Raw genomic sequence first — 17,901 nt, 5'->3', positions numbered from 1 at the left:
CCTTTAGATATGAGCGCCCTGAATATTCAGGGCGCAGAGTCGGGTCGGCAGGTTTGAGGTTAGCTGTTTTCTTTGGAGAGTTCGGCAATTTCCATAAGACGCTTCAGAACTCGCTCGTTCAGACTGTTCTTTGGATATTTTCCTCGGCTGTTCAGAGCACCAGGCTTCATGCCGGTGAGGATTTCCAAAGCTTCTTCAACATGGGAAACCGCATGTACGGCAAACTCGCCATTTTTAACGGCTGCCAACACCCGCTCGCTTAACATCAGATTGCGGACGTTGGCCTGCGGGATAATGGCACCCTGACTACCGGTTAAACCCCGTGCTTCACAAAGATCAAAGAAACCTTCAATCTTTTCATTCACGCCACCGATGGCCTGCACTTCACCGTGTTGGTTCATGGAACCAGTGACAGCCCATGACTGGTTGATAGGAACATTAGTCAGGGAAGAAAGCAGACAGCACAGTTCTGCCAGTGAGGCACTGTCACCGTCGATATAACCGTAAGACTGCTCCATCGCCAGACTGGCCGAAATGGCCAGAGGGAACTTCTGGGCGTACTTGGCTCCCAGATAACCGGTAAGAATCATCACCCCTTTGGAGTGAATAGCCTGTCCGAGTTGTACTTCCCGTTCAATATCCACAATGCCTTGTGAGCCTGGATAAACAGCAGCAGTAATACGGGCTGGAGAACCAAAGCTGGTATCGCCGATAGAGAGAACTGTCAGACCATTGATCTTTCCGACAGCTTCGCCTTCGGTATCAATCAGTACACTGCCTTCCAGCATCTCTTTCAGAATTTCTTTGCTGACCCGGTTGGTACGTTCAGCTTTGGCTTCCAGGGCCTTATCCACATGGTTGTGGGTGATCTTACGGCCGCGAGTGTCCCGGCGAATAAAGTCAGCCTCTGCCAGCAGATCAAACAGATCACCAATGTGAGCAGAAAGATGAGATTTATGCTCAGCCATTCTTGAGCTTTGCTCGACCATACGAGCCACAGCCTGTGCTGTGAGAGCTGGGTACCCTTCATCACTTGCTCTGGTGTGAAGCAGGCGGGCAAAGGCAGACGTGGTTTCCGGAGTGCGTTCCAGATGACCATCGAAATCTACCAGAACCCGGAACATTTCGTGAAAGTCTGCATCCAGTTCCTGCAGGAGGTAGTAAATCTGGCGGGAACCCAGCAGAACAATCTTCACATCCAGAGGGATAATCTCTGGGTTTAGAGTGATGGTGTTTACCAGGCCCATTTCGCTGGCAGGAGATTCAATCTTGAGCTGCTTCTCCTTCATCGCCCGTTTCAAAGCTTCCCAGACAAAAGGCTCCTCCAGAAGCTTGGCAGCCTCCAGAACCAGATAACCACCGTTGGCCTGATGCAGACTGCCTGGGCAGATTTGGCGGTAGCTGGTTAGCAACGCGCCCATTTCTGTGGTGTATTCAATACGGCCAAACAGGTTGCGGTAACTGGGATGGGTTTCAAAAATGACAGGAGCATGGTCGCCATCTTTGTGAGCAACAACAACGTTGGGAACATACATATCCCGCAATAGATTGCGTTTGCCTGCGTCTTCTTTGAACTCAATGCCGCGCTCATCGGCAAGGTGTTCAACAACCGTCTTGTGGAGATCGGTCTTCATAGCCTCAAGATATTCAGAAACCCCGGCAAAGCGGCCGTAGTTTTTCTGCACAGGTTTTAGCAGAGGCTCCAGAGCTTTATCTATAGCCTGATAATTGAGCAGGCGAAGCTCTTCACTGGATTCACGCTTCCATTGAGGAAGTTCTGAAAGCTCTTCGTTGAGAAGAGTTTCCAGTGCAGCAATATCTTTATTGAATTTGTTACGCTTACGATCAGGCAGCTGGGCGAACTCTGTTTCATCCATAGGCTTGCCTTCGTGCATAGGGGCGAAGGTCAGGGAACCCTGTTCCCGGAACAGGCAGATATTACGACGAATACCTTCCTGCTCTACGACTTCGATGGCCTTGTCGTAGCTTTTATTAAACTTGCGCTCAATCAGGCTCTTCTTCTGCTGATAAGACGGGCTTTCAAAAGCGGCAGGGAAAGTATCCATCAGCTCATCAACCAGATGAGTGAAGTCTTTTTGCAGTTCGGTTCCTGTGCCTACAGGGAGGCGAAGAACTAATGGCTCACGGGCATTATCAAAGTTGTTTACATAAGCCCAGTCTTCCGGGGCTGCCATTCCCTCGGCTTCACCTTGCAGATAATGACGTACGTAGGAGGTTCGCCCGGTTCCGGAATCTCCCATTACATAAATATTGTATCCAGCCCGCTGCATGGACACACCAAAACGCAGGGCTGTGACCGCTCGCTCCTGCCCAAGAATGCCAGCGAATGGTTCCAGCTCATCAGTGCTCTTGAAGCCCAGTTCTTTCACTGGCTGGCGGGCAGTCAACTGGGTGACTGGAACTCTGGTTTTATTGACTGCGGTTGACATTAATGTCTTTTATCCCTTGTCCGTGACGTCCTGAATAATACCCAAAATAAGGTAACTCAAAGATAACAGAAAACTCTGCCGGATATGTCTGTAAAGATTTCAGAATCTGGCCTTTCTTAAGCATAAGGGAGGTTGGTGAAAATTCCTGCCTTCGCTTATCACCATCTCTTCGGAAATATTTTCATTATGTAATAGGGGAACAAATTCTTACATATCACTGTCACAGAGTCCGCTGCGTGATGAACTTGCGAGCCTAGGAATAAACGCTAAGTTTTATGGGATTTGTAGGGTTCTGCTAATAAAAAACGGATCTACGATAGATGATAACAATTGAAAATCTGCAAAAGGCCTTCGATGGGTTTATGGCCGTCGATGGTATCAGTCTTAACGTGCACCCGGGGGAAATCCTCGGTTTTCTTGGCCCAAACGGGGCAGGTAAATCAACCACTATGAAAATGATCACCGGTTTTATTAAGCCTTCCGGTGGGCGGGTGACATTGTTTGACCACAATGTTCGGTCGGATCCTGTTAAAGCCAAAGAGCTTGTCGGTTATTTACCTGAAGGCGCGCCCGCTTACGGTGATATGACTGCTATTCAGTTCCTTTCTTTTATTGCAGATATTCGCGGGATTAAAAGTCCAGCTAAAGAACAGCGTATTCAGGACGTTGTTCGATTGCTGGATTTAGGTGCCGTATCCAACAGAGCGATTGATACGTTATCCAAAGGTTACAAGCGGCGTGTGGGAATTGCTCAGGCTATTCTTCATGATCCTAAGGTCCTGATCCTTGATGAACCTACAGATGGTCTTGATCCAAACCAGAAGCATCAGGTGCGTGAACTGATTCGGGGATTGGCGAAAGATAAAATCGTTATTGTTTCTACCCATATTCTTGAAGAAGTAACGGCAGTGTGTACTCGTGCTGTGGTTATTGCGAAAGGCCGGGTTCTTGCTGATGCGACACCTTCTGAGCTTGAAACTCAGTCCCGTTATCACCGAGCGGTCACTCTTACTCTTCAGCAAATCAATGAAAACGAGGTCCTGGAAGCATTCAGCTCCCTGACAGGTGTTTCTGCCGTTGAAACCAGTCCAGATCACACTGGGCGTTACACCTTACTACCAAAAGCTGATGTTGACCTGCTTCCCCTTGTTCATGAGTTAACACAGAAAAAGGGCTGGGTTGTGGATGAAATCTTTAAGGAACGTGGGCGTCTTGATGATGTGTTCCGCCAGCTCACATCAAACAACAAAGAAGAAAGCAGAAGGGAGGTGGCCTGATGAACCAGACAGCAGTTATTTTTCGTCGGGAACTGGGGAGTTATTTCTCCACACCTCTGGCTTATGTTTTTATCGTGATGTTTTTGATTCTGACTGGAGTCTTTACATTTTACCTCGGTGGGTTTTATGAACGGCGGCAGGCTGATCTGGTGCCGTTTTTCACCTTTCACCCCTGGCTCTATCTGTTTTTAATTCCTGCCGTAAGTATGCGCATGTGGGCAGAGGAGCGAAAAACAGGAACTCTGGAGTTATTACTCACACTGCCGGTTTCCTTAAAAACAACCGTATTAGGAAAGTTTCTGGCGGCCTGGGTATTTACCGGGATCGCACTGGCACTGACTTTTCCAATCTGGCTGACTGTGAATTATCTGGGCAGCCCGGATAACGGAGTGATTTTTGCCGGTTATATTGGAAGCTGGTTAATGGCTGGTGGCTTTCTTGCCATAGGCTCCTGTCTTTCAGCGGCAACAAATAATCAGGTTATCGCATTTATTCTCACGGTCGTTGTCTGCTTCCTGTTTGTGGTTGCCGGATTTCCTCTGGTGCTTGAGGCATTCCAGAAATGGGCTCCGGCCATGCTTGTAGATGCCATAGCAGGGCTTAGTTTTCTCACCCATTTTGATGCTGTTAGCCGAGGTGTTCTGGACCTTCGGGACCTTCTCTATTTTCTGATCATGATTGGTGGTTGGCTGGTAGCGACTGCAGTTGTCATTGATATGAAGAAAGCTGACTGAGGAGGCCAATCTATGAATTCAAAACTGTTTTCTAAAACGGGCCTGATTGTTCTGGCTGCTGTGGCATTGGGATTAACCGTATTGGTTAACTCCCTGTTTCGAGGTGCTCGTGTCGATCTGACTCAGGATGATCTCTATACCCTGTCTCAGGGCACAGAAAATATCCTGCAGAGTTTGCCTGAGCCGGTCACATTAAAATTCTATTTTTCGAAAAACCAAACGGAAGGTATGCCTCCCATCCGCAACTATGCACGCCGGGTGCAGGAGCTGTTACAGGAATATGTTCAGCTTTCAAACGGTCGGGTTGAGCTGGAGATTATTGACCCTGAGCCTTTCTCAGAACAGGAAGACGAAGCGGCCGGTTATGGCTTGCAGGCGATTCCTATTTCCAATGCGGGGCAGACCGTTTATATGGGGCTGGTTGCATTGGGTTCAGAGGATAAAAAACCTGAGCAAAATGGTGCAGAAGAAAAGCCCAAGCGTAAAACAGAAGTGATAAGTTTTTTGTCACCAGATAAAGAACGTTTTCTTGAACACGACATTAGCAACCTTGTTTATGGTGTAAGTCGAACCAGTAAACCCAAGCTGGCTATGATCAGCGCGTTACCGGTAAGTGGTGGCGGCTATGATATGGCAACTCGCCAGCCTAACCAGTCTTGGATGAGTGTCTCTCAGCTGGAGAAGCTTTATGAAGTTCAGACCCTGGCTTCTGATGTCAAAGAGATCCCCGAAGATATTAATCTTCTGATTCTTATCCTGCCGGAGCTCTCACCAGAAGCTCGATACGCTGTTGATCAATATGTTTTGCGTGGCGGTCACGCCCTTATATTTCTCGACCCTTACGCTGAAGCTGCAGGCGGTGGTATGCAGGGTATGGGGGCAAATATGCAGTCTGCCTACCTGGAAGATTTGCTGAGTGCCTGGGGTGTTGAAATGGTTAAGGATCGCTTTGTCGCAGATGAAAAACATGCGCTTTCCGTTGGCAGTAACATGGGGCGTCCGGTGCGGCACCTTGGGATTCTTGGTTATGGGAAAGATAGCTTTAATCCCCGTGATGTCGTTACTGGAAGCCTGAAAACAGTGAACTTTGCCAGTGCCGGAGCGTTGAGGTTGAAAGATGGGGCCGGCGTTACATTCGAGCCTTTGCTGGAATCCAGTACCGCGTCAGCACTTCTTGATGCGTCTCAGCTACCCATGATGTTTGATCCCAAAGTGCTGTTCAAAGAGTTCAAACCAACAGGGGAAAAGTACACTTTGGCTGCCCGTATTTTGGGGAGTGTAAGAACAGCTTTTCCAGACGGGATACCAGCACCTGAACCAGGTAATCCTGAAGTCGGTGATATGACGACTGGTGATGTAGGGCAGGAAGAGCAACAGGAAGAAGTGGAAAAACCTTTGCCCACCCAAATCATGGTTTCAGAGAAACCGACGAACATTATTCTGGTATCTGATACCGATGTTCTTTCCAACAGGTTGTGGGTTCAGGTTTCACAGTTCTTTGGTCAACAGATAGCCAACCCCTTTGCCAACAACGGCGATATGTTTACCAATATGGCAGACAACCTTGCTGGCAACGCTGACTTGATCAGCATTCGTAGTCAGGGACAGTTCTCAAGGCCGTTTACCCGGGTTGATGAACTGGAACGTCGGGCTCAGGCCAGTTTCCTGAAAACTGAGGAAGAGCTGAACCAGCAACTGCAGGCAACTGAAAGCAGGTTGTTAGAGTTGCAAATGAAGAAGCAGGGTAAAGATGCTCTGGTTATGAATGAGGAACAGGCTCAGGAACTTGAGAAATTTAAGCAGGAAAAACTTCGTATTCGTAAACAGTTACGGGATGTTCAGTTGCAGCTGAATCAGGAAATTGACCGCTTAGGTGCAGAACTTAAGTTGATCAATATATTGCTGGTTCCAGCTGTTTTAACGCTGTTTGCATTGTTCTGGAGAGTTAGAAGGCGCAGAACATATAGTCATTAGACCTGGTTTTACTGACCAAGAAAAAAGCCGCTCTGATATTACCAGAAGCGGCTTTCTAAATTTGAATTGGTAATCTTGTTTACAGCCAGCCTTTTACTTTAAAGGTGAAGTATGTTCCCAGGCCGCTCATTACCATTAACCCTATTGCCAGCGGATAACCATATTCCCAGCTTAATTCCGGCATCAGGCTGAAGTTCATTCCGTAACTACTGGCGATCAAGGTTGGCGGCATAAATACAGTTGCCATTACCGAGAAGATTTTGATGATCTTGTTCTGTTCCAGGTTGATAAAACCCATCACAGCTTCCTGCAGGAAGTTGATTTTATCGAACAGGAACGCAGTATGAGGCAATAGGGAATCAATATCCCGGAGCATCTCCATAATTTCCTGCTGGTGGTGATCAGCCATACGAATACGACGGTTGCGCACGAGGTATCGCAGAGAGCGTTGGCTATCCAGAAGGCTCAAACGAATCTTTCCATTTAAGTCTTCCTGAAGAGCAATATCTTTCAGTGCCTGATCCCGGGTTTCGTCATTGGTGTCTTCCCGCAGAGTCATCTCACTGACGCCTTCCAGACTTTCGTAAACTTCTTCCAGAAGGTCAGCAAGGTAGTCAACCTTGGACGTAAAGAGAGCGGTCAAGATCACCATAGGGGAATCCAGTTCGAAATGCTGGCGCTTCAGATAGTTTCGCACCAAACGGAACAGACCAACTTCTTCGTCTCGAAGCGTCACCAGCAGATGAGGGCGCAGGTTAAAGGATACGCTGGTATTGCGAACTTCCTTACCTGAACGGTGAGGGAAAAAACTGGTGATATGAAGACCGTCTTTGTCCTGATAAAAGCGAGATGTTGCTTCGATCTCGTTCAGGTCTTCACTGTCCGGGACTTCCTCCACATAATAACTGTCCAGCCATTTTCGTTCCTCGTCCGACGGTTCCACCACATCCAGCCATACCGTATCACCGGGCAATGAGTCATTCAGGCCCAGTTGGTTAATTTCGATACGGTTGTCCTGGAGTTGGTAGGCGGTGATCATGCGAAAGGCGGCCCCCGGAGAGAAAGAGGTGAAAGGAGGATAATCCGGCATTCTATCACAGGAGCACAAAAAAACAGTTTCTATTAGTTACAAAGACCCGTGTTTTATCAGGTGATAAGCCCTTCTTCTCTCATGATTTGATCGCGAACTTGCCCAAGCACCTGACCTGTGACATTGAATCCAGTGTCATCACCATTATTGCCCCAGAATTTATCATTCACAGTATGTTCAATGATGACGCAAGGATACGTAGCGATAAGCTTGGCTTTCAAATCTGGGTTGGTTGTGAACTTCGCATAAATTGCATCATACATCACTTGATGGCTTATCCGTCTCCATTTGGCAGGATCAATCAGATGATAATAAGGGCTTGTAGGTTTTCCTGTGTCAGATGCGTCCTTCCCCGACTTAGCTTGATAAATTGTTTGACGAGCCAGTTGAGCTTGAACCTGATCTGCGTCATCTCTCAGAGCTTGAGTATATTTCTGGTACTGGAAGTAATGTTCCACACTCGTATATTGACGCCCATTAATCGTTATTGGTTTTGGGCGCCTGTTAGGCTTATGAACATAGGTATTCGTAAGATAGTAAGTGTCCTGATTGAGTGCTGAGTCGTAGAAACGAATACACCCATTCACAGATTGTATTTGATGGTTATTGAGTTTGCCCTGTAGCTGGGGAGTAGTACCCTGCCGAGCAAGCATACCTGCAACCACTTCATAATTGGTTGGCTCTACAAGAGTTGGCTTCACTGTGCCATCTGCATGTGTTACCGGAATGGCATAACTTGCGTTCGGTCCGTTGTAAGGCTGGCCTCTGACCGGTGCTACTCTTCCTGCCCGCTGAGGTTTCGGGAGCGGTTTTGGCCTAGGTGTCGAGGATGTGGTTACAGCTGGCGTTGACTGATAGGCCGGGCACTTAACACCAACAGCTTTACTCCATTCTGGATTCGGTGGCAGATAATTTGCCATCCGTCTTTTCTGGATAAAATCGTGGAGTGCCTTTGCTTCAGGCATGTTGCATGCCTGCATAAATCTCAGCATCCGGCTTATGCGTAGCTGGTTATGATCATTGTCAGGGCATCCCGGGAATGGCAGCCAGCGGTGATATTTTCTGCTTTGGCTTTTGTCCAGCAAGAACCTGCCATCTTTTTGGATAATCCCCCAGTGATTCAACATCTGCTTTACCAGCAGGTTGGTGTTTTTTCGTATTCCCGGATGTTTTACTGCGTTCACTATTTCTGGAGACAATAAAGGCGCTTTCAAGTTGTTACGGCTGATATGGTTATTTGGAAAGTACCACTGAATAAAACGGTGGTTGCTTTCCAGTTCTGCTTCTGAGGCCTGTAGCATTCTTCGCAAACTGAGTGGGCAGCCGGTATTTTTGGATTCCTGTCCGGAGATAAAGCCCAGCCATTGCAGGCTTCTTTTTACCATGTGCTTTTGTTGACGGTGTGTTTTCGTTGCTCGGTGTCGCTTGGAGCGGTGCCGGAATGAGCGTAATGATGCTGTACGTCGAAAGCTGCGGTGTGGACGGTGTTCCGGAATGACTGGATGAGTTACAGGGGTTGCAATCAGGTCAAAAAGACTTTTCTTACTGTCTTGGGTTCTTTCACACTGGAGCATGCCCAGTAACTGGGCTTGATCATTTTCGGCGTGATTCTTTTTCGCCATATGGCTCTTACAGGTATAAACCTTGTTTCCTCTATTCCATACAACAAGGCCAGAGCGTGTTTCCAGACGGGTTCCTTTCTCTCCCCTGCCGAGCTGGTAGTCCTCAGGATTTTGTTTGATGTCCCTGATTAGGCGTCTTACTGAGTGCCCATGAATTCGCCGTGCAGCATTCATAATCCTTTACCCGCCACTCGTATTTATTCCTTTCAATATAAATACGATAGCCTGTTAATCCTCTAACAAGGTGGTAAGCTGAACTAACAGTCGCAGGGAAGCAGTGGCTGCTAATAACAATATTAAGGGATTGAGACGTTTAGCCATGAGTGATACCGAGATCGGCCATCAGTCGGCCGGGCAACTATCTGGTGAAGCCGTTCAGGGGGCTTCTGATCAAGACAAAATCGCCAGCCTGCAGAGTGAAATTTCGGAATTGCGGGCTCGTCTGGCCAATTACGAATTTCATCTGGAAGAAGGACAAAGCGGTATTGAAGGTGCCGGTACAGGCCTGTTTACCCGCAGCTTTATTCCAACGGGTCGAGTCGTTGGTGAATATACTGGGATAAAATCCTTTCGCCTGCTGGTCCCGGCAACTGGGCGATATGTTATGTGGCAAAAGGATGATCAGGGAATGCCTCATTTCCTGAATCAGGATACCTATATCTTGTGGCTGGTGGATGAAGATGAAGACGACGAGATATGGCGTGGAGAGTACCCTGATCTCGAAATGGGTATAGATGGCGCTAATAACGAAAGCCGCATGCGTTTTGCCAACAGTAATGATGATCCCAACCTGGAAATGTTTGTGACTGAAGACCACCATGTTGTGGCCGTTTCACTCAGGGATATTGAGCCGAATGAAGAGTTGTTCTGGGATTACCACCCCGGCAGGGATAAAGACTTCGCAGTAAATCCTGACCATATTGAAACGGATTTGGAAAAGTTTGTAACGGTTGATTCCAACGGCTGGGTTCGCCTAACAGAGCAGGCTTTGCAGATTCCACAGAAACGAGGTGGTAAGAAGCGTAAAAAGCGTCGTAAAAAGTAATCACTCTCTGAGTTTATCTGCGGCCCGGTTTTTACCGGGTCGTGTTATATGACAATTCTGTCCATTCCGGTCGTATTTGCTGTCCATACTTGCAAGCCGTTAGAGGTGGAGTGGACGTATTTATGATCAAGCAGCTTTTCTATCCGGAAACTTCCGCGTTTACCTATCTTGTGGCAGACCCGAAACAACATCGGGCTTTTCTGGTTGATCCGGTAAAAGGGGAAGAGAAGACATATCTCGATCTTATAAAAGAACATAATCTGTCACTGGATATGGTGGCGGATACTCATACCCATGCGGATCATATAACCGCAACTGGTGATTTGCGGAGTCTCACCGGCTGTGAAATAGCGGGTTCCTGCCAAAGTAAGGCGAAGGGAATCACCCGGGCTCTTAAAGATGGTGAATGTTTTTCCATCGGGCAGATTGAGTTGTGTTTTATTGCCACGCCTGGCCATACCGATGATTCGGGGTGTTTTTATGTAAAAGGTGATTCCGGAGGCGTTTTAACAGGGGATACATTGCTGATTGGAGGGTGTGGCAGGACTGATTTCCAAAGTGGCAGTTCCCGGGATTTATGGCACAGTCTTCACGAAAAGTTGTTAGTTTTCCCTGAGTCTTTAACCGTGTACCCAGGTCATGATTACCATGACCAGAAAAGCAGCACTATTGGCCGGGAGCAACACGACAACCCTCGCTTACAGTTGGGAGAAGATGAGTTTATCTCTTTTATGGATCATCTCGGTCTTGCTCCTCCCAAATATATTGATCAGGCTGTCCCGGCCAACTTGTGCTGCGGACGGGACAGTTGATTCAGGCAGTTACCATTGCCAGACCTGATCATAGTTATCCATTAATGGCGCTAACTCGTGGTCATGGAGAACTGTAATGCCTGGCGAAGTCTTTTCTTCGTGGAGACCAAGGGCGGTCATTGCATGGTTGCAGACAAATACTCTGCGGCCTTTGGTCAATAGAGCATTAAGGTCCCGGTTAATGTCGGGTGGCTGGGTCTGTGGCATCCCTCCGATTGATAGACCGCCTGCATCCTGGTTTGGAGCTGCATAAGCGGCCGCTTCACCAATCAGCACAACATCAATTTCGGCTCCGGCACCAATCATCGCATGGGTAAGCCAGACAACCGTATCATCCTGCTCCTCCAGCGTGGCTCGCCAGGGAGTGGATACAATATTCAGTACTTTCATGGGGAGCCTTTCAGGATGTTGGAATTACAAGGGTGTTGTCAGACTCTGTGGCAAAACCCCAGAAATCCGCGGGTGTTCCACGGCGGGTGCAGTCAACAGCGTTACTGACACCCCGTTCGTCAACACACAGTCCACAGTTCACCCAATCCAGACTGCCGCCGTTCTCAACAGCTGTTTTGTGCAGTGCTTCTATCCACAGATGTGGTAAGGGATGGTTTTCTTCTTCTATGTCGTGGCCATGGACAGCATTGGGATGCGCTTTTTGTTCTTTGAAAGCCAGCGCCACAGCTCCTTCATAGGCAAAGACTTTCAGGTGGTAGCCACGGCGAGCAGCGATATCCAGCAATCGCAGTGCAGTCACTGTTCTGGAATTCTCGTAGGGAGCATCCATCAGGGTGAAGGTTAATGTTTTACTCATCACCAATACCTATTGCCAGAGAACTTTGTGGCCGGAAGCCAAACTGTCAACAACGTGCTCTAGGGAGGACACTGAGATATGGCCTGCAATCTCTCCCTGCAGAATTCCCCGCTCATGGAGGGAAAAGTCATCAACCAGAATTTCAACGCCTTTGCCTGCCAGATTTTTCAGGGGGGCTGCCGCCGGGCAGCTGCGTGCCCCCAATGCTCCGTTCTGCACCAGGAAAACAGTAACACTGTGTCCCTGCTCCTTAAGTTGCTTGGCTATTTCATTGCTGAAGCTGAAACGGCTATGAAGTGGTCCCCGGGATAAAACCAGTGTGTAGTTCGACAAAATACAATCCTCTCCTCCTCAGGAAGAAGAAAGTGTAGGCGTAAAAACTGTTGCTGGTTTCAGGAGACTGTTGTTGTCAGGAGAATAGGAGGCTGAGGCAGCACACCACCACACCAAACACCACAGTAGGCCAGAACAGCCCGCCACCGGGGAAATGAGTAAGAGTTTTGTTCTGGCGCAGTTTGTTGAGAATCATCGCAGGCAGAAGAATGGCCAGAATGGCCAGAGCCAGAGCGGCGTAACTGAGAGCTATAACAAAAGCATCGGGTATCAACAGGGCGATAGCCAGTGGTGGCAGATAAACAAGGAACGCTGTTTTCAGTCGCGAGCTGGAAGCGATTGCCGAGTGCACAAAATCAAAAAGCCCAAGAGCTACTCCAAGGAAAGAAGTAATCAGCGCCAGGTCAGTAAAAACATGAAGAGCTGTTGCCAAGCGTGAACTCTTATCATATGTGAGAGCCTGGACCAGTTCAGATACAGAGCCATTTTCAGAAATACTTGCCAGAGTGAAATCACCCAATTGTCCCAGAGCTATAGCCAGCCAGATCAAGTACACCAGCAGTGGTAAAAAACTGCCCAACAGGAAGGTCTTTCTCAGTAGCTTTTTTCTAGGGCCAACATAGGCAATCAGACTGGGAATACTGCCGTGGTAACCAAAGGATGTGAAAATGACCGGCAGAATTACAAACCCTTGCCAAGGCGTGCTGGGCAGCGATTGCAACTTTTCAAAAGAGGTTCCCGGAGACAGGAAGACCAGTGCAACCAGAAAAGCCAAAAGCATAAACAAGAACAGCAGGCGGTTACAGATATCAACATAGCGCACACCTGCTGCTGCCATAGTTCCGAAAATCAAAGTAAACAGCACAATGCCAAATTGATTCTCAGGAATGCTGCTGGGAACAATAACCGAGATATATTGGCTTAACTGAGCTCCGCCACCGGCAATATAAGCAGCTAACAAGGCGTAAAATAGAAACAACATGGCTGAAACTGCTATCAGCCGTCCGGTGCCTCCCAGGGTTTCAGTTGCCATTACAAACAGGCTGCAGCCTGGTTTTATGGCCAGATTAGCTTCCAAAGTAAATAGAGCTGCGATAGCCATTAGCCCCCATGTCATCAGCATGAGAAGAGCCATTAAGCCAAAACCAAGACCGTGGGAAATAATAGGCAAAGCCAGCATGCCAGCACCAATGGTGGTTCCGGCAACAATCAGTGTGGCACCGATGGGAGGGGATGGTTTCAACATACCCCACAGCATAGGAAAGAAAGCCTGTACTGGTGCAGATAAATCATAGATAGGAGGGAATTCCTTTCCTATTCTGATGAATATCACGGATTGAAAATTCAGGCCTATCAAATGATCGAACGGATTCGATACTTCATTGCAGTTATATTTCTGGTTTCTGGTTCCCTTCTAAGCAGTATTGCACCCGCTGAAGAGATCAAACGATTAGTGGTTTTTGGTGACAGTGTTTCTGATGATGGCGGTAACAATTCCACCTGGTTTTTACTGAAAACCCTTAATGGCCTCACCGGCGAAGATGGCATCCAGAATATGCAGCCTTTTGTTCACCATTGGCTGGCTCGTAATGTTTATAAATACGATTGGTGGTGTGATAACGGGTACGTTGATTGTCCGAAGCATGAAGCGAACATTCTGAATGCACTGATTACTTTGATGAAAGAAACAAAGCTGATTCCTGTTGCCCCTAGAGATTTTTATTATGAAGGGCGTTGGAGTAACGGCCCGGTATGGCCTGAGTATCTGGCGGAGTCTATGGGGTTATCATCCAAAGACAGCAGATATTACCGGAATGAAGCTTACGCTGGCAGCTGGTCGCTTTGTGTTCAGGATAAACTGCGAAAGATTTCCAGCATCAAGGGCAGCCCGGCTGTTGTTGCCAGAAATATGATTAATGGCAGTCTGGTTCCGCCGTGTATGAAATTGATTCTGGATGGTTATCTGGTCAAATACGGGAAGTTTGATAAAGACGATATGGTCGTGCTCTTTTATGGGGGCAATGACTATCTGAATCTGTTTAACTCTCCCGAGAAGGTTGTTGAATCACAGAGAGAGATGTTGGAGACCATTGCTGAAAATGGCGCAGAACATATCGTTTGGCTGAATATGCCAGATCTGGCCAGAACTCCTCGTTATTCGGCATCTGGGGCAAGCGAACTGGCCCAGAAAACATCAAAACTGATACGCAAGCATAATGAGCTGATGTACTACGAATGGCAGGTTGTGAAAGAGCAGTTTGCTGCTGAGGGTGTAAAGCTTATGTATGTTGATACCAGCGGTATTTTTGAAGAGCTTATTGCTGGTGATGATGGAAATGGGCCGCAGATTGCTGATCGCCCCTGCAGTACCATGCCAACACCGGGGCTGGACACTCTGATCATCAGGGAAGAAGACGGTTCAAAGCCAAAGGAAGTTGACTACACGGATACTACCGGGCGTATCTGCAATAACCCGGAAGACTATGTTTTCTTTGATATGGTGCATCCGACAACTACCGCCCATAAAATTATTGCCCGTAAGGCCTGTGAACTGATGCAGGCTAACGGTTATAGCTGTGGCCGATGATCTATTGTTAACAGAAGTTAGGTTGGTGGAGTTTCACCAATAATGATGGCTGGCCCCAGCACCTTGGGGCCGGTTCCCAGAAACTGGGTTTCAATCACCGCTAGTACCCGCGCCAGAACCTCCCGAATCTGATTACTGAAATCAGTTAACAGCAGCTCCCCTTTGGCATTAAACGCTACGGCATCTATATCGTTTTGCTGAGCGATAAAGAGAGCTCTTTCGTTCTGAAACTTCTGGGAAATAATGGTGAAGGAAGTTTGCCCGAATACATCTCTGGCTCTGAGGATGGAATCAAGAGTGCGAAAGCCTGCGTAATCCCGATAAATCACCGATGGGGAAATACCCAACCTGATCAGGTCACGGCGCATGCGGGTAGGTTCATCGTACCAGCGGGTTCCGTTATCACCGCTCACTAAAACATAATTGATACGTTTTTCTTTCACCAGCTGGGCAACGGCTTCCATTCTGCGCCGGTAGTGACCATTGGGTTTCCCCTGAGAGGTATAGCGACTGGTTCCCAGAACGACACCGACATTGTTGAAAGGCAGTTCATCGGGGGAATCATAAATATAAGGAGCAGCTTGTTGGGCAACCAGCTGGTAACAAAGCACAATACCCAGGCAGGATGCTGCTACTAGCAGACCTGCTGTGATAAGTGTTTGTTTACGGTTAAGCCAGCCGGGCATACCGATCCCTGATCCTGTGAAAGCATTACCTAGCCTAACGTTGAGAACTGTGATTAGTAAAGTTGTGATATGTCACAGCTCTTAACGTCGCAAAGGTTTACAACGGCACATCATTAACTGATTCGACTTTTACGGGAGGTGGCTTTTGTTCTTTCAGATGCCTTTCCAGAAGATCGGCCATTGAAGAGCCTGCTTTGTTCTCCGGTTGTGGAATATGCTCAGGGGGACTGTCGAGCAACCGGTAAAGGGCATTAAGAAAAGTGGTTTCATCATCCACTGTGCGAATCCTGCCCCTTTCTATGATGTCCGCCTGCTCCTTCGGGCGAACAAAAATAACCGGTATTCCCATCTGGGCAGCCATCCAGCCTACGGTGGATCGGTGGGTAACAACTATTTGGGCTAAGGTTGCGACCCGGACGGTTGGAGTATCGGTGACTGTTTTCAGTGGGCCGTGATCATTGTTGGAGGTTACTGGTGTAACCAGAGTTCTGGGGTGAGGTGTGAACACCCACTGTAAATCTTCCCTTAGGCTTGCCGCTGATTTAATCACCTCAAGGCTGCGTTGGAAGTCATCACCATAACCGCCTGCGACCAGAACTATAGGTTTGGCATTATCTAAATTAAGGCTTTGCCCAAGCAGCTGGCGATCTTCCCGCTCAAAGGTTTCTTGCCACTCTTTAAATGCAGGGTTGTGAACAAGGGAAACTTTTCCGGAACGGGTCATTTTGTCGGGAAAGCTTCTTTTTACCTGATTTGTCGTGACCAGTAGCTGTTCAACGGGTGGATTAAAGTCGAGCCATGGTTTTACCCAGCTCTGCCCTGCTGGTGGCTCCATATTGTCGTAAAAGGCAATGGTCCACGCGCCCTGCTGCCACCACTGCTGAACTAGCTGAGCCTGTATGCTGTGAGCCATTCCGGAAATCACAATTTTTGGTGAATACTTTTCGACCAGAGAGGTAGCGCTTTTTTCTGACAGTGTTGCGTAACGGTCATTCTGCCATTCCCTGATTTGCTCTGGTGGAGCGTTGGTATTGAGTAGGGTGGTATTTGGTGTGTTATCAAACAGCGCTGTTGCCGGGCCAAAAGCGATTAGGTGCCAGTTGATACCTTTTTCATCCAGCTCGGGTGACAAAGAACGAAAAGCCCGACCGTCTCCGTTGTCGTAGGCAATAAGCAGAACATCAACTGCCTGAGGTGGCGGAGCAGAGGTCGTGGTGTTTTTACGAAGGGCACACCCTGTGAGCAAAAGAACGGCACACAGGGTGATTAACAATAACGGGTCAACGCTGATAGAAGACTGAGGCATTTGGACATTCTTGTTCGTGCTATCGCCTCAGTCTAGCAGCTCACAAATTACAGTTTGGTAAGCAGTACGCCGCTTTCCATATGGTCGGTGTAAGGGAACTGGTCAAAGAGAGCCAGTTTCTCAATTTTGTGAGTTTGGGTCAGGGTTTTCAGGTTTTCTTTCAGCGTATTGGGATTGCATGATACATAAACAATCCGATCAAAACGCTGAACCAGCACTTCAGTATCTGGATCAAGACCGGCGCGGGGAGGATCTACAAAGATGGTGCTGAAATTGTAACTGTCCAAGTCAACATGACTGAGTCGACGAAATGGGCGCTCGCGATTCAGTGCCTGAGTAAACTCTTCGCTGGACATACGGGCAATGGTGACATTATCCACAGCATTCATTTCAAAGTTCTTTTGAGCAGAGTTTACGGAGGATTTGGAAATTTCCGTTGCCAGAACTCGGTCAAAGTTGCTGGCCAGCACACAGGTAAAGTTACCATTGCCACAGTACAGCTCAACCAAGTCACCTTCACTGTCAAGGGTTGCTTCTTCTGCCCAGCCAAGCATTTTCTCATTAATACCCGCATTTGGTTGGGTAAAGCTGTTTTCAACTTGGTTGTAACGCCACAGGCGACCACCAACGTTGAGCTCTTCTGTGACCCAGTCTTTATCCAGCAACAGTTTTTGTTTGCGGGCACGGCCAATAATATCGACGCCAAACTTTTCACGAAGAGGGCGAACAGCTTCCTGCCATTGGGCATCCAGTTGTTTATGATAAATCAGTGAAACCAGAGCTTCGCCAGTTTGTGTGGTCAGGAATTCAATCTGGAACAATTTGCGGCGCAGGACTTCCTGTTCACAGAGAACCTGCATCAAAGGCATCATCAGCTCGTTGATGCGCGTTGAGCCAACGGGGAATTCTGTGACAGAGACCCGTTCCCGGGTCTGCTGATCGAACATGATGTAGTGAGACTGGTCATCTTCATGCCAGATGCGGAACTCGGCCCGCATGCGGAAGTGCTCAGGAGCGGATGGGAAGACTTCCGGCTCCGGAGCGTTGAATTCGCTCATCAGCTGCTGGAGACGCTCAGCCTTTTCGGCCAGCAGTGATTCGTAGCGTTCGGGAAAAGTCGTGCCAGTGGACATCCGGTCAGATTACCTGTTAAGCCTTTTTGAAAGGCAGCGGATAA

16 protein-coding genes are annotated in these 17,901 nt (G+C 48.1%); 6 read left to right on the top strand and 10 right to left on the bottom strand.

Annotated features, from left to right (window positions below):
* Positions 1–59: 59 nt before the first annotated feature.
* A complete protein-coding gene (locus ACY2RR_RS00145; RefSeq protein WP_490106098.1) occupies positions 60–2,450 on the bottom strand; it encodes a Lon protease family protein in 2,391 nt (796 codons plus the stop codon).
* 320 nt (positions 2,451–2,770) lie between these two features.
* Between ACY2RR_RS00145 and ACY2RR_RS00140 the strand changes: the two genes are divergently transcribed.
* From ACY2RR_RS00140 to ACY2RR_RS00130, 3 genes are read left to right on the top strand one after another with little or no spacing between them, the layout of a single operon-like run.
* The gene (locus tag ACY2RR_RS00140; RefSeq protein WP_490106097.1) at positions 2,771–3,727 is read left to right on the top strand and encodes an ABC transporter ATP-binding protein; all 957 of its coding nucleotides are present in this window, start codon (positions 2,771–2,773) and stop codon (positions 3,725–3,727) included.
* Positions 3,727–4,461 carry an ABC transporter permease subunit gene (locus ACY2RR_RS00135; protein ID WP_490106096.1) on the top strand — a complete coding sequence of 245 codons (735 nt, stop codon included), beginning with the start codon at positions 3,727–3,729 and terminating at the stop codon, positions 4,459–4,461. Before ACY2RR_RS00140 ends, ACY2RR_RS00135 begins: the two co-directional genes overlap by 1 nt.
* A gap of 12 nt (positions 4,462–4,473) precedes the next feature.
* The gene (locus tag ACY2RR_RS00130) at positions 4,474–6,435 is read left to right on the top strand and encodes a GldG family protein (RefSeq protein ID WP_490106095.1); all 1,962 of its coding nucleotides are present in this window, start codon (positions 4,474–4,476) and stop codon (positions 6,433–6,435) included.
* 79 nt (positions 6,436–6,514) lie between these two features.
* Here ACY2RR_RS00130 and corA read toward each other — a convergent pair whose 3' ends face one another.
* A complete protein-coding gene (corA, locus tag ACY2RR_RS00125; RefSeq protein WP_490106094.1) occupies positions 6,515–7,474 on the bottom strand; it encodes a magnesium/cobalt transporter CorA in 960 nt (319 codons plus the stop codon).
* A gap of 107 nt (positions 7,475–7,581) precedes the next feature.
* A complete protein-coding gene (gene ybiA / locus ACY2RR_RS00120; protein WP_490106093.1) occupies positions 7,582–9,321 on the bottom strand; it encodes a riboflavin biosynthesis intermediates N-glycosidase in 1,740 nt (579 codons plus the stop codon).
* A gap of 145 nt (positions 9,322–9,466) precedes the next feature.
* On the opposite strand from ybiA, the gene ACY2RR_RS00115 reads away from it, so the two are divergent.
* Together ACY2RR_RS00115 and ACY2RR_RS00110 are read left to right on the top strand one after the other, a co-directional pair.
* Entirely contained in the window at positions 9,467–10,192 is a 726-nt protein-coding gene (locus ACY2RR_RS00115; protein ID WP_490106092.1) for an SET domain-containing protein-lysine N-methyltransferase, read from the top strand.
* A 122-nt stretch (positions 10,193–10,314) separates the two neighbouring features.
* Positions 10,315–11,004 (top strand): MBL fold metallo-hydrolase, encoded by a 690-nt coding sequence (locus ACY2RR_RS00110; RefSeq protein WP_490106091.1) that lies wholly within the window; start codon positions 10,315–10,317, stop codon positions 11,002–11,004.
* A 9-nt stretch (positions 11,005–11,013) separates the two neighbouring features.
* On the opposite strand, the gene ACY2RR_RS00105 is transcribed toward ACY2RR_RS00110, so the two are convergent.
* The 4 genes from ACY2RR_RS00105 to ACY2RR_RS00090 form a co-directional block, all read right to left on the bottom strand.
* Positions 11,014–11,394, bottom strand: coding sequence for a DsrE family protein (locus tag ACY2RR_RS00105; RefSeq protein ID WP_490106090.1), 381 nt, complete (start codon positions 11,392–11,394; stop codon positions 11,014–11,016).
* Between the two features lie 10 nt (positions 11,395–11,404).
* Positions 11,405–11,812, bottom strand: coding sequence for a DsrE family protein (locus ACY2RR_RS00100; protein ID WP_490106089.1), 408 nt, complete (start codon positions 11,810–11,812; stop codon positions 11,405–11,407).
* A gap of 9 nt (positions 11,813–11,821) precedes the next feature.
* Entirely contained in the window at positions 11,822–12,145 is a 324-nt protein-coding gene (locus ACY2RR_RS00095; protein ID WP_490106088.1) for a DsrE family protein, read from the bottom strand.
* A gap of 76 nt (positions 12,146–12,221) precedes the next feature.
* Positions 12,222–13,391 (bottom strand): aromatic amino acid transport family protein, encoded by a 1,170-nt coding sequence (locus ACY2RR_RS00090; protein ID WP_490106087.1) that lies wholly within the window; start codon positions 13,389–13,391, stop codon positions 12,222–12,224.
* A gap of 111 nt (positions 13,392–13,502) precedes the next feature.
* Here ACY2RR_RS00090 and ACY2RR_RS00085 point away from each other — a divergent pair, with 111 nt between their 5' ends.
* A complete protein-coding gene (locus tag ACY2RR_RS00085; RefSeq protein WP_490106086.1) occupies positions 13,503–14,732 on the top strand; it encodes an SGNH/GDSL hydrolase family protein in 1,230 nt (409 codons plus the stop codon).
* A gap of 17 nt (positions 14,733–14,749) precedes the next feature.
* Here ACY2RR_RS00085 and ACY2RR_RS00080 read toward each other — a convergent pair whose 3' ends face one another.
* The 3 genes from ACY2RR_RS00080 to trmA all read right to left on the bottom strand — a co-directional run bounded on the left by ACY2RR_RS00080 (position 14,750) and on the right by trmA (position 17,857).
* The gene (locus ACY2RR_RS00080) at positions 14,750–15,418 is read right to left on the bottom strand and encodes a SanA/YdcF family protein (RefSeq protein ID WP_490106085.1); all 669 of its coding nucleotides are present in this window, start codon (positions 15,416–15,418) and stop codon (positions 14,750–14,752) included.
* A 97-nt stretch (positions 15,419–15,515) separates the two neighbouring features.
* A complete protein-coding gene (locus ACY2RR_RS00075; protein ID WP_490106084.1) occupies positions 15,516–16,724 on the bottom strand; it encodes a hypothetical protein in 1,209 nt (402 codons plus the stop codon).
* Positions 16,725–16,771: 47 nt separating this feature from the next.
* On the bottom strand, positions 16,772–17,857 hold the full coding sequence (trmA, locus tag ACY2RR_RS00070) for a tRNA (uridine(54)-C5)-methyltransferase TrmA (RefSeq protein ID WP_490106083.1): 1,086 nt from the start codon (positions 17,855–17,857) through the stop codon (positions 16,772–16,774).
* Between the last annotated feature and the right edge of the window lie 44 nt (positions 17,858–17,901).

Source organism: Parendozoicomonas sp. 2304DJ65-17 (assembly GCF_058148445.1).
This window is presented reverse-complemented; position numbering and strand designations above follow the sequence as displayed.